The organism is uncultured Sphingomonas sp., assembly GCF_937871615.1.
In the GTDB taxonomy this organism is placed as follows: Bacteria; Pseudomonadota; Alphaproteobacteria; order Sphingomonadales; family Sphingomonadaceae; genus Sphingomonas.
In genome coordinates this window covers 13,497-25,907 of record NZ_CALMPA010000038.1, presented here as the reverse complement: position 1 = coordinate 25,907, position 12,411 = coordinate 13,497, and the positions used below count along the sequence as shown (strand labels likewise).

At 61.7% G+C, this 12,411-nt stretch carries 11 protein-coding genes and 1 pseudogene; 7 read left to right on the top strand and 5 right to left on the bottom strand.

The window, feature by feature from the left end:
• Positions 1 to 146: 146 nt before the first annotated feature.
• Entirely contained in the window at positions 147 to 2,891 is a 2,745-nt protein-coding gene (locus Q0316_RS09370; protein ID WP_022684065.1) for a LuxR C-terminal-related transcriptional regulator, read from the top strand.
• A gap of 298 nt (positions 2,892 to 3,189) precedes the next feature.
• On the opposite strand, the gene Q0316_RS09365 is transcribed toward Q0316_RS09370, so the two are convergent.
• Positions 3,190 to 3,735 (bottom strand): hypothetical protein, encoded by a 546-nt coding sequence (locus tag Q0316_RS09365; protein WP_028056199.1) that lies wholly within the window; start codon positions 3,733 to 3,735, stop codon positions 3,190 to 3,192.
• A pseudogene (locus tag Q0316_RS09360) lies at positions 3,716 to 3,891 on the bottom strand (IS701 family transposase); the annotation flags it as partial. The gene Q0316_RS09365 and the pseudogene Q0316_RS09360, both read right to left, overlap by 20 nt.
• A gap of 110 nt (positions 3,892 to 4,001) precedes the next feature.
• On the opposite strand from Q0316_RS09360, the gene Q0316_RS09355 reads away from it, so the two are divergent.
• The 4 genes from Q0316_RS09355 (at position 4,002) to Q0316_RS09340 (ending at position 6,458) form a co-directional block, all read left to right on the top strand.
• Positions 4,002 to 4,259 carry a hypothetical protein gene (locus Q0316_RS09355; RefSeq protein ID WP_028056200.1) on the top strand — a complete coding sequence of 86 codons (258 nt, stop codon included), beginning with the start codon at positions 4,002 to 4,004 and terminating at the stop codon, positions 4,257 to 4,259.
• 112 nt (positions 4,260 to 4,371) lie between these two features.
• Positions 4,372 to 5,049, top strand: a complete 678-nt coding sequence (locus Q0316_RS09350; RefSeq protein WP_022684066.1) for a hypothetical protein — start codon at positions 4,372 to 4,374, stop codon at positions 5,047 to 5,049.
• On the top strand, positions 5,042 to 5,914 hold the full coding sequence (locus Q0316_RS09345) for a nucleotidyl transferase AbiEii/AbiGii toxin family protein (RefSeq protein ID WP_022684067.1): 873 nt from the start codon (positions 5,042 to 5,044) through the stop codon (positions 5,912 to 5,914). Before Q0316_RS09350 ends, Q0316_RS09345 begins: the two co-directional genes overlap by 8 nt.
• A gap of 73 nt (positions 5,915 to 5,987) precedes the next feature.
• Positions 5,988 to 6,458, top strand: a complete 471-nt coding sequence (locus Q0316_RS09340) for a DUF1810 domain-containing protein (protein ID WP_022684068.1) — start codon at positions 5,988 to 5,990, stop codon at positions 6,456 to 6,458.
• Between the two features lie 14 nt (positions 6,459 to 6,472).
• On the opposite strand, the gene Q0316_RS09335 is transcribed toward Q0316_RS09340, so the two are convergent.
• Positions 6,473 to 7,075, bottom strand: a complete 603-nt coding sequence (locus tag Q0316_RS09335) for a hypothetical protein (protein WP_028056201.1) — start codon at positions 7,073 to 7,075, stop codon at positions 6,473 to 6,475.
• Between the two features lie 271 nt (positions 7,076 to 7,346).
• Between Q0316_RS09335 and Q0316_RS09330 the strand changes: the two genes are divergently transcribed.
• On the top strand, positions 7,347 to 7,898 hold the full coding sequence (locus Q0316_RS09330) for a MucR family transcriptional regulator (RefSeq protein WP_037504814.1): 552 nt from the start codon (positions 7,347 to 7,349) through the stop codon (positions 7,896 to 7,898).
• A gap of 33 nt (positions 7,899 to 7,931) precedes the next feature.
• Here the strand turns inward: Q0316_RS09330 and Q0316_RS09325 are convergent, their stop codons facing one another.
• Positions 7,932 to 8,123 (bottom strand): hypothetical protein, encoded by a 192-nt coding sequence (locus Q0316_RS09325; protein ID WP_028056202.1) that lies wholly within the window; start codon positions 8,121 to 8,123, stop codon positions 7,932 to 7,934.
• Between the two features lie 153 nt (positions 8,124 to 8,276).
• Between Q0316_RS09325 and Q0316_RS09320 the strand changes: the two genes are divergently transcribed.
• Positions 8,277 to 8,747, top strand: coding sequence for a hypothetical protein (locus tag Q0316_RS09320; protein ID WP_022684073.1), 471 nt, complete (start codon positions 8,277 to 8,279; stop codon positions 8,745 to 8,747).
• A 564-nt stretch (positions 8,748 to 9,311) separates the two neighbouring features.
• Here the strand turns inward: Q0316_RS09320 and mobF are convergent.
• Positions 9,312 to 12,410, bottom strand: coding sequence for a MobF family relaxase (mobF, locus tag Q0316_RS09315; protein WP_022684075.1), 3,099 nt, complete (start codon positions 12,408 to 12,410; stop codon positions 9,312 to 9,314).
• Position 12,411 lies beyond the last annotated feature (1 nt).

Below are 12,411 nucleotides of genomic sequence, written 5' to 3'. Positions count from 1 at the left end.
ATCTTGGCGTCTGGCTGCGTTGCGCGACTCTCCCTGATGAGGTCAGCGACCGGTCAGGAACTTCATGCAATTGACAGGCTAACGACCGCGTGGCACCCCGGTCACCTAACGAAGGTTGGTAAGGACGTTTTTTCCGGAAATGCGTGATGCGTACCGCCCGCGTTAGGTATCGGCCGCCGGCGAGTTCCGCGCTCCTCGTACAGCGCGAGCGGCTGCTCGATCGTGAGTCGGCGATCCGGGACGCCAAGGTCACGCTAGTGCAAGCCGCCGCCGGCTATGGGAAAACCACCTTGCTCGCCGAGTGGTATCGGCGGCTGAGCAAGGAACGGGGAATAGCTTTATGGGTCCCGATCGACGCGACGATCGGAGATTCGCGCGATCTGTTCGAGGCATTGGCGAAAGCGCTGGAAGCGGCCGACGTCACGATCGAGGAGATCAAGGTCTTGCTGTCGGCCGAAGGATTCGCGGCCAACAACGTGCTGGTCGCGGCGATCAGCGACGCCATCGCGACGATCGACAGCGACGTCTTCATCTTCTTGGACGATCTCCATTTTCTATTGCGGTCGGAGGCGAAGAGCGCGCTCGTCGCGTTATTGCGCGACCTTCCCGGCAACGCTCACATCATCATGGGGTCGCGCGAGGTGCACGACCTGCCGCTGGCGCGGCTGCGGTCGCGAGGCGAGCTGGTCGAGCTCTACGAACACGACCTGCGGTTCGCCGACGAGGAGACCGAAGCGTTTCTTCAGCAGGCCGGCCAGACTCATCTCTCGCGGGACGACATCGCCCGGATCAACGCGTCGACAGAAGGCTGGGCGACCGGCCTGCGGCTTCTCAGCCTCGCCATCGCCGACGGCGACGACGTGCCGTTGCTGGAACCGGAGAAGGGAAGCCGGCGAAAATATGCCGCCTTCTTCGCCGAAGAGGTTTTCAACAATCGCTCACCAGAGGTGCAGGAATTTCTTCTTTCGACGGCGTGTCTGGGTCGTGTCTGCGCGTCGTTGGCGAACGCAGTGACGGGTAACAAGGACGCTGCCGGCCTTCTCGCCGAAATCGAATCGGCGGGGTTGTTTCTGGTCGCGCTCGACGAGGACGGGCAGTGGTATCGCTATCACCATCTGTTCAGCGACTTTCTGAAGCGTCGACTCGAGGCGCGTGAGCCCGGCGGCATGGCGCGGCGGTGCGGAGAAGCCGCACGCTGGTTCGCTGACAACGACCTGCTCCCCGAAGCGTTCGAACATGCGATGCTCGCGAACGACCCCTACCTCGCAGCGCTGATCCTCGATCGCCGTTGCCAATCGATGTTCTACAGCGGAGAGCTACGATCGTTCGTCGGACTCGCCGAACAACTACCCGCCGCGGCGCTCAACAAGTTCCCCCACATCCTTTTCACGCAGGCCTGGCTCTTGATCATCAGTTGGCGCTTCTCGGAGGCGGAAGACGTCCTGGCCGCCAGCCGAGACCGCCTGAGGCAACTCGACGAGGCCGGCGTCGACGATCGCACCGATCGCGCATCGCTGCAATTCCTGCAAATCCATCGCGAAATGATGCTCGCGCTGTTCACCGACCGGATGACCGAGACGAGAGAACTGCTTGCTCAGCTCGAAACGGCGGAACCCATCTCCGATCACTACATTCTCGGCACAGTCTACACGTCGCATCTGTATCACGGCCTGCAGCGGCCGGCCCGATGCGAGATCGACGATCTCGACGCACAAGCGCAGCAGCACTACCGCAGGACCGGCAGCATCTTCGTTCGGATCTGGCACCATTCGGTGGTCGGACTGGCGCTCCTTCGCCGCGGGGACCTGTCGCGCGCATTGCCGGCGCTCGAACTCGCCATGGCTTCGGCCCAGCGATTGGCGGGTGAGACCTCGGAGCTCGCGGCGATCCCAGGCTTGCTCATGGCGGAAGTCCATTACGAGAGGGACGACCGTACCGAGGCCGCGCGGCTTATCGCTACCTACGAGGAGCTCGGCCGTGGGCTAGGCTATGTCGACCAGCGCGTGGCGAGCCTGATGGTTGCCGTTCGCCTGCGTCAGATCGGCAAAGAAACGCAGATCGTGGAACACCTCCTCGCCGATGCAGCGGCGCTCGCGTCGGCGCATGGTTTCGAACGGCTCCGCCTCTCTGTCGCTGCCGAAGCGGCTCGGCATTACCTACTCGAAGGCAGGCTGGATCGCATCGGTCGTTTCGTTCGCCGAGGTGACGTCTCGACCGAGTTGAAGGACCATTTCCCCGCCGCTCAGAAATCGCTGCTGGATGAGGCAAGAGCGCTGCTGGCGGTCCGGCTTGCGCAAGCGCGAGGCGAGTTCGCCAACGCCGCAGTAGTCGCCAGCCGCTGGGCGGATCTCTACTTGAAAGGCGGCTGGCGAACCGCGGCAGTGCGATGGAGCGTACGCGCGGCGACTTTGGAGGCATTGAACGGCGACCGCAGCCAGGCGCGTCGCACGCTGCTCGGGGCGGCGCTGCACGGTCGCGACGCCGGACTCGTACGCAGCTTTCTCGACGGCGGCGAAGTCGTCATGTCGCTCCTCGCGGGGCGCGGCGTCGACGGCGCCACGGGAGAGGAGGGGTCGAGTCTCGACGGCTATCTAGCGATGCTGGTCCAGCGGTGGAACGGCGAACAAGGCAATTTGCCATCCAACGCCGCCAAGACCGACCGGTTCTTCGGCGAAAGCGACCTGATTTCTGCGCTCGACGCGCTTACCGAACGTGAGGTCGATATCTTGCGACGCGTCGGCAACGGTCAACTTAATCGTGAGATAGCTGATGCCGTCGGGCTCACAGAGGGATCTGTGAAATGGTACCTCAATCGAATCTATGGAAAGATCGGTGTGAGCCGTCGCGCGCAAGCCGTCAAACGTGCCAGACAGATGGGGATTATCGTATAAAGCTTCCACGTCTCGTTTCGGGGCCATGGCGACATGATGCGCGCCGGCGAATATGATCTGCAACCCTGCAGGTGCTGTTCTGGGCTCCGTCGTCTGCGAGGGCGTTCCCGAGGTGCGGCGCGCCTGTCGCGAGATGATCCCAATCCGGGTTCCAGCAACGCAAATCTATCTAATCAGCAGAGCCGGCGCGGCACGCTTTCCCCTATTCTCAGCCCCAAATGTGTTTCTGGCCAGCAGAACCCGGCAAGGGTCATGCGGTTTCTGGCGGGTGACAACCGGGCGACGCCGCGCCACGTCGTTAGGCGACGGGGCGACGAGCCGGGAATCGGAAGTCGCCGTCAACGAGCGACGCGATCGACCGGCGCGATTGCGACCCGATCGCCTTCACGGGCCGCTGGATAAGGGCGCCCGGATCGGGCAAGCTATCGCTCAACATGTCGGCCCACACCTTCGCTAGCTCCCGCCGGCGTGGCATGTAGGCGGCGCGGCTGTAAGCACTCTCGACCTTCTCTTTCGGAACGTGGGCTAGCATCAAGTGGATGATTTTGCGGTCATGACTTTTGCCTTGCCGCTCGGCCCACTCGTTCATGATGGTCGAGAAAGCGGCACGTAAGCCGCGCGGCACGTGATGACCATGATAGCCGGCACGGTTGAGAAGGTAGCCGACCGCGTTCTCGCTCATCGACCGATGCGTGTGGCGATTGCTAGGGAACAGCAACTCGCCGTTGCCGGTGAGCGGCCATAGCACCCTGAGCACCGCAACGGCTTGGGAGGTGAGTGGCACGAGGTGATGGCCGTCAGCCTCCACCTTGCGATCGAGGTCAGCCTGTCTTGCGGCGCTCATCGCTCAACAAACCGTCCAGAAACAGATTCGCCGACACCGCAACTCGCTACTGCGTGAACAATCCGCGCATGCGGCTCTTTACGTCCCGCAGCGAGGACCTCACAGTTCCAGCGTCGTTTCGATCGATGCACCCGTCATCCACAGCCTCCAAACCATGGAGACCTTTTGATCCAGAGTTCAATCAAAAATGCAACTGTAATGCTAGTTTGATAATGCCCACGGCTATATACGCGGTGTGACTGACAGGATCATGGTACAGGTTTGAGATGGCAAAGGCGGCAAGCTTGGTGTTGGCGACGGTGAACGCTCCTTACGGAGCGAACCTCTCCGCGCGTCAACTCGCCGCGCTGATCGCCGACCCCAAGAGCGCCAGCGACTTCAACGCGCCCGTGTTCTCCTTCTTCTTGGAAGTCAGCCCCGATCTGCAACGGCAGTTCGTCGAAGTGATGGGCATTGATGCCACGAAAGTCCAAGCGACTGCGAGGGAGTTCTCGCGCTTGTCGGGCTACACGCTAGCCACCTGAATCGATCAGGCTCGGCGATATATGCCTTACCTGCGGTTGCCCCTCTTGCTCTACGATATCCAGGACAAGAAAATTCTGGAAACTTTCATAAATTGGAAGTATCAGGAATTTCATGTCATCCTTGGCACAACAGGTCACAGCAGCGGGTCTGGCCGATCATATCCTCAGCGAGCGCCAGCTCGGCAATCTGCTGGGTGGCGGTGACGCGCGGCGCTACGGCCTCGTCAACCGCGCGCTCAAGGATGGCTCCCTGCTTCGCGTGAAGCGCGGCACCTATCTGCTGGGCAAGCGCTATCGCAGCGAGGCCATCCATCCCTTCCCCGTTGCGCAAGCTCTCGTACCGGGCAGCTATGTCTCGTTCGAAAGCGCGCTCGCCCATCATGGCTGGATCCCCGAGGCGGTCTTCGTGACCGCGAGCGTGTCGCCCGGCCGCAAGACACTCCGCTTTGAAACGCCCGATTTCGGACCCTTCAGTTTTCATCCGCTCGCAATCGCGGATTATCATTTTCTGACCGGCGTCGATCGGGTGCAAGTGGGCAAGCTCACCGCTTTCGTCGCGCAGCCGCTAAGGGCCCTGTTGGATCTGGTCGCCCTGCGGAAGGAACAGTGGACGGGAATCGAGTGGCTGACCGATGGCATGCGGGTCGACGAAGACATGCTCCTCGGGCTCCGGCGAAAGGACTTCGCCAAGCTGAAACCGGTCTACAAGCACAAGGCGGTGAGCACCTTCCTCGCCTCGCTCGAAAGCGCCGTGCTGACGGCCAGGAATGGACCGTCAGCATATGATTGACATCATCCAGGAGAGACTGCGCCGCTACGATGCCGCCAACGCGCTCGAGGAAGAGAACGCGGTCAAGGAAATCCTCCAGGAAATCGCGCTCTATGCCCTCTGGCGCAGCGACTTCTTCGACGTCGCGCTCTTCCAGGGCGGCACCTCCTTGCGCATCCTCCACGGCCTGCCGCGCTTCTCCGAGGATCTCGACTTCCTGCTGCGGGAACCCGACCCGGATTTCGACTGGACGCCCTATCTCAAGACGCTGATCGAGGTGTTCGGCCAGTTCGGGCTGAAGCTCGATGCGCTGCCCAAGGCGAAGATGGACAAGACTATCCGCCAGGCGCTGATCAAGAACGATTCCATCGCGAGCCAGCTCGACTTGTCTTTCGCCGGAACGGGCAAGCCAAAGACGATCCGGATCAAGCTTGAGATCGACGTCAACCCGCCTGCGGGCTCCACTGAGGCGTCGACCTTCCTCGACTTCCCGGCAGACCATGAGGTTCGCCACCAGGATCTGGCATCCAACTTCGCGCTCAAGATTCATGCCCTCCTTTGTCGGGGCTTTCTCAAGGGCAGGGACTGGTTCGATTTCTCCTGGTATGTCGCCAAAGGAGTAGCGCCCAATCTGCCGCTTCTGCGCACGGCGCTCATCCAAGCCGGCCCCTGGGCGGGCGATGATCGCATCGCCGTCGACATGGCGTGGCTGAACGAAGCGCTGGGGAACACGATCGCGAAGATCGACTGGAAGGGTGCTGCCGACGATGTGCGCCGTTTCCTGCGCCCGGCCGAACTCAAATCGGTCGATCTCTGGAGCGAACGCTTCTTCCTTGCCAAGCTGGACAGACTGCCTCCGCCCTCCGGCGAAGTGGCCCAGCCATGAACGGCGAATTCTCTAATTTCGTCATCAAGGTGCTAGTCGATACGCTCGCGGCCCAGGTGTCGCTGGAGCCTTTATGACCGCCAATCACGTGTCCGAACGTTTCGTCGAGATGCAGACGCTCACTTATGCGCCGGCACTTTCCGAAATCCGCCGTGGCAAGAAGGTCACCCATTGGATGTGGTGGATTTTCCCGCAGCTCTCGGGCCTGGGGCAAAGCTCGACTTCACGGCAGTTCGCGCTTCAATCGTTGGATGAGGCACAAGCCTATTTCAATCATCCGGTCCTGGGGCCACGGTATATCGAATGCGTCACAGCCTTACAGGACCTGGCAACCAATGATCCGATTGCCGTGTTCGGCACGGTCGACGCGATGAAGCTTCACTCGTCGCTGACATTATTTGAAGCCGCCAGCACTCATCCCCTGATCGCGGCAGCACTCGACCGCTGGTTCGGCGGAACACGAGATTCCAGAACGGTGAAGCTTCTCAAGGCGAAGACCTCACGGCGCGTTCGCCCCAGCGAGACCGGCGAACCCAAAGGCTAAGGGCATTTAAGAACCTACCGCGCCGCCGCCGTTCGAGGTTGACCGTGCGCACCGCGCACATAGGGTTTGCGCTGATTTTCGCTGGTGGCGATGCTCGGTTGGAGCGCGGCGCGGACGGGGTCCGTCACCGTATAGACCGCATGACGCTGAGCGCCGCGGTTCTCGTGGTCGACCCAACAGCCCTGGTAATGGCGCTTGATGAGCCCTGCCCGCACCAGCTCCGATACCGCGCGGCTGATCGCCGTCATGCCGGTTTCCCGGATGCGCTCACCGATCTGTGCGTCAACGAGACGCTCGGCCTCGTCCCGGTCATCCGGCAATTCCCCTTTGGCCTCGAGCGCCGCCCGTACCTTGTCCGCGGTCATGCGGCGATGATGATAGCGCGCGCCGCTCGGCGCGATTGCCGCAGCCAGCCACTCCCGGATCGGCACCAACGCCTCGCCTTCTCGAACGAGAGGGCCCGCCTGCCCGTTCGGCCGGGCGACACGTGCAATAAGGTCCAGCACCATGAAGGTGTAGCGCGGCCGCGCGGAATGCTCCGCGATCGTGCGGACTATGTCCGGCATGCTTGTCGTTGGCTGGGAGGCCGGCGATGCGAAGAGATCCTGCTGGAACATGGAACGAATCAAGCACAAAGCGGGACTCTTGTGAATCCCCCAATTGCTCATGCAGACCGGCGAACCGCCTTTGCCACCTATGTCACTTTAGCTCAGGGCTTTGGTGGTAAAGTGACATAGATGTCATTTGTTGCTGCCTCAAAAAGTGGGCGCTTCAGGCAGAATTCTCCATGAAGCGGGACGTTGCGACGCTTATTGCGAAGCACGCCACTTCCCGCTAGCCACACGGCTTCACCGATCCTCTCTGCCTAGCCTGGAAAGCCAGCAAAGCATGACCGAAGCAACCGAACGCGACAGCACACTCATCACGTTGACCGCCGACATCGTGGCCGCGCATGTCACCAACAATAGTGTTGCCGTGAGTGATCTGCCGTCGCTGATCCAGAATGTGCACGATGCGCTAAAACGTCTCGGCAAGGCCGATACAGTGCCGGAAGCGAAACAGGAACCTGCAGTGTCGATCCGGGCTTCGGTGAAGCCCGACCACATCGTCTGCCTCGAGGATGGCAAGAAGCTCAAGATGCTGAAGCGGCACCTGATGACGCACTATCAGCTCACGCCAGCCGAATATCGCACCAAGTGGAACCTGCCCTCCGACTACCCGATGGTAGCGCCCAACTATGCCGAAAAGCGCCGCGCGCTCGCCAAGAAGATTGGTCTCGGCCGCAAGCCGAAGGTAGCGTCCGCTCCTGCAGCCAGGACGAAAAAGGGGCCAGCGGCCGGCAGTCCCACGCAGGAACGCGGCCCAGCCCGGGCGCCTCGCGCAAAGCGCTCTGTTCTCACACCAGCCTTTGCGCCGCCAAACGACGCCGACGCAGGCTAAACGCGGAAATCACCCCGAAAAGGCGGGTCGGCGTCATGTCGTGCGGCGGCGGCGCGGTCCGACATGTTCGGCAGACACCTCGAGATCGACCGCAAGCTGGGTAAGCGTTCGGTGCGCTCCGAGGCGCTGAAGACCGTCCATACGCGGATCACGCTTGAGGCTGTCGATGCGCGAGCGCACGAGCGAGGCGGCGACGCGAAGCGTATGAGGATCGAGTTCGGTCATGGACCGAACTATAGCGCAATTGAACATATGATGCGATCATCTACGGAAGGACATTCCGGAAAGAAAACCGCTGAAACTCGGCATGATAGACTTGAATATGGGATATGACAGCCTCGTCATCGGCGATATGGTCAATCACCAAGAGGGGGCGCTATGACCTTTGAACTTATCGACAAACTCGTAACGGAAGAAGGCTATGCCTTCCAGAGCTGGCAGGACCACTATGGAAAGGGTGTCTGGGCCGCGCTCGGATTTTGGCAGGACCATGTTGATATTGTGCGCGACCTTTCGTGGGACAGCGAGGATCAAATCCTCTTTCCAGCGATGGATTACGTCTTCTCCGCAAATTGGCTCCCTGTCGTGACGGGGGGATCCTTTACCGAAGCGGTGCAGAATTTAGAGGAGCGCCTGAGGCTCCTGCCTCAAGGTCAGCTTGCTCGCGATAGTGAATGGACGAAGGTTGTCTGCAAGGCCCTGCTGGACTTGCGCGAAGCGCATAGCGGGCTTTACCGCAATGGCGAACGCATAAAGTGGCCCGAACCGCTTGACGATCTTCCCGAAACTTTTGAGCTGGCCGTCGAATGGCTTGCGGCATCCGAACGCGCTTGGGTGGGAGAGCTTTAAGCAAAGCGATACATGCCCTGCGACGTGCGACCTGGCATCGCTGCTACTCCGGCGAGCTTGATTGATAGCTCGGCGGGCACTCCAAACGACCATAACGCGGGACAGCTTGCCCCGCCGCCACCTGTTGGCAGGCGAGATCGCCGTCCTCGTTCCAGCACTGCAGGACCGGCCGCCCGTAGCGGTCGGTGTCAAGCTGACGGCACATGATGTTCCCCTTCGCAACCAGCGCGCGCAGATTGTCGCGGCTGTCGTAGGGGTCGCCCGGCACGCAGTTCCGGCCGGGCCGGCAGGCCCCCGGCATTTCGGGCGCATCTATGCCGTATAGCCGTGAACGCCCGAACTCGTCGCACCGAATGTAATCTCCGTCATAGACGTAAGGGCGTGAGCAAGGCGTGCCCCTCGCTCCCTGCGCATCCGCATCATTGTTGCATCCAGAGAGCATGGCGGACCCAAGTAGCAAACCAAGGACCAGCGCCCCTCCCGCGCGTCTGGAGAGTCGCATATGGCACTTTACGCGCCCGAGGAGATGCATGCCACGCCTGGCGCCTGATCGCTCACGCCCGCTCACAGGTCTAGCCCCAAGGTGCGCTCGGGTAGCGGCGGCAGACTGTCGAGATCGATGGGGTCAGGATCGGGTGCCCGAAGGTCGCTCCCCGGCTTCGCCTCTTTCCCCTGCCCTTCGGTCGCCGGCTTGTCACCCTTGGGATTATCTGGCGACCAGCCCTCAATCGGCGCCGCGAGATCGTCTAGCGGGATTTCGCCTGGGTCGAAATCCACCGTCTCGCCCAGCATACCCGCCAACATCTCCGCCGATTGCTCGCTTCGCCCGTCGACATCGATCTTCCCGGTCGTCTCGAGGGCCGACGTCTTGTTCCCCGGCGTGCGCTCGATCTGAGCTATGAGACGATCCTTGTCATCGACGACAAGCATCAGCGCCTCGCGCACACGCGTCACTGTGACGTTGAACAGCCGCTGGTTCGAGAGGAACCGCTCGAAGGACGACATGACCGCGATCGCCTTGTCGACGGTGATGCCCTGGGCCATGTGCATGTTCAGCGCGTAGGCAAGATCGAGGCGAGAGAGCATCGGATCGCCGTGCGGCAGCGTGAGCTGCTCGCGCGACGTCGTCTCGATGGTCACGCCCGCCGCGCCGATTCCGATAATCTTCGCCAGTGCGCTGTTGTCGAGCCCGCGCGCCTTGTCGTTCGCGGTCCAGCGGATTGTCTCGCCTTCATGGATCGCGATCGATTTTGGTTCCGAGAGGCCGAGCCGGTCCTCGCTGGCATGCGGCGAGAGCTTTTGCGGGTCGATCCGGAACCGACGTTTTCCGTCGGATAGCTCGATCTTCCCGTTCTTTTGAACCTTCACGACGTCATAAAGGCCCTTGCCGAGCCCGAGTTCGTCGGTCCGGAACATAACGTCGAGCTTGAGGCCCGCCCGCCAGTTTTGACTGTAGCGCAGCTCTTCGCGGGTGAGGTTCACGCGCTCGAATATCGTGAGCGCAAGACTGTCCTTGCCAAGCGTCCCCTCTGCGGTCAGCCCTTCCTGGATTCGCATGTTGATATGCTCTCGCGCCTCGCGGCCGGATGCAAAGAGCGCCGTTCTTTCACGTTCTTCGGGCGCCAACTCCAGCCACATATCGGCTGCACGCTCGATATGGTCCTTATCCTCGATCACATTTTCGCCAAGGACCCTGATGGCCTCACCCGATTGGCCGCGATCGGCGAGCGCTGCGACAACAGGCAGAATATCCCCCTGTTGGCGAAGATTCTCGTCCATTCGGGCGATGGTCACGCCCGCCGCCTGTACCAGTGCAAAGGCCTTGCCCGCGTCAATCGAGGATATTTGCTGCCGGTCGCCAATCAGGGCGAGCTTCTCCACGCCCAGTAGGTTGGCGATCCGCTCCAGCTTCATCGTCTGCTCGCTGGACACCATGGAACTCTCATCCACAAGCAGTACGGTATTCTTGAGCGCTTCGCGCGCTGCCTCATATCGTGGCCCCTCCTGCCGGTGCAAAACATGCTGGTGGCGCAGGAGGAAGGAAGCGATCGTCTGGCTGGGAGCGCCGATCCCCTCCTGGAGATCACGCACCATTTTGGTCTGAAAGGCCAGTCCCAGGACATTGTGCCCCTCGGTCTTTGCAATATTCGCCGCAGCATGTGCCACCTCGACCACCGCTTGCAGCATCGTCGACTTGCCGGCCCCGGCGATACCCTGGACAGCGACGATACGATCGCGCGATGACACGATCATCGCACCCGCGGCGAGCTGGCCGGCATTGAGCGTCACCTTCGAGGCTGCCTGCAGGCGCGCGGGCGCATCGGCCGCGTCGATAATTGGCGAGACCATGCCCCTGCCCTTCTCCATTTCGGAGATGATCGCTTCTTCGGTACGGATTGCTTCGGGCGTCGTTGCCATGGTGACGATCCCGTCATGACGATGCGACTTGCCCGGGATCAGGGTGCCCTTCTCCAGCAAATTCCCGATCCGGCTCTCGACATGGGTGATCGTCACGCCCTTGAGGCGCAGGTCGAGCGCAGTCTTCGCCAGCACATTGAGTTCCCAGGCCGCTTCGCGCTGCGAAAGGATCCGGACCGCCGAAGCAACCGCGAGCTGCGCGCGGGCCTCGACCGGTGATTGTGTGAGCCGTGCAAGGCCGCGGTCGACAAGGGGGTCGTTGGGGCGGAGGAAGTTGGCCACCATCCCGCGCGCGGAACGGATGGCCTCGCTGACCGCTTCATAGCCCCGCGCCATGATACCGCGGTCCGGATTGCGGGTTATGCGCTCGATCGCCGCCGCCATCAGATCCTTGCCGTCGAATCCGACTGTCGCGGCCTTGTCGATCCATTCCTGGCGCAGCACTTCGCGATCGCCCATGCTGAGCTTGGGATCGCGTGTGTTCTTGGTGATTTCCCGCAGACCCTCGGCGGTCCTGATGCCGAGTTCGAGCGCCTTGCCGAGAATGACCGTGCGCCGCTGGCTGAACAGCTCGAGCACCTCCTTGGCGACGCCGGCAATCTCGAAGGTGCCATGCTTCCCGGTCGAAGTGACCTCATAACCCAGCTTCTCGATCCGATCGCGAAAGAAGGCGTGGTAGATCGAACCGATAACGCTGTTGTTCTTCCAGAGCGCGCCGTTGTGGAGCGCCTGCCATTTGCCATTGGGCATCTTCGTGAGGTTCGCGATCACGGCATGGATATGGCCCTGCGGGTCGAGCGCGCGGCTCGTGTCGTGCTGGAATAGAGCATAGACGAGATTGCCGGTGCGGATCGGCACCTTGCGCCCGTCGATATCTTTGCGGCCCTCGGCGAGGTTCTTTTCGACCCAGCTCATCGTCGCCTTGACCGCCTCCATATGGGCCGCAAGGATACGCTTGTCGCCGGCGATATAGGCCATGACCGAGGCTGACTTCGGCATCGAAAAGGTCATGTCGAGACCCGGCCTGCGGTTCTCTACCTGGCCGACCTTCTCACCATCTGGCAGCTCTCCGTTGAGGATCTTTTCGAAGCCCTCCTTGCCGACGTCGCCGGCAAGACCAAGGTCGGCACTGCCCTCTCCCGCCCAGCTGCTCGCCTCGGAGGATTCCTCCAGCGTGTAGTAATTGTCCTTGGCGAAATAGCCGGCGGCGCCGCCAGCCGAGCGCACCGCCGCGATCGACAGCATC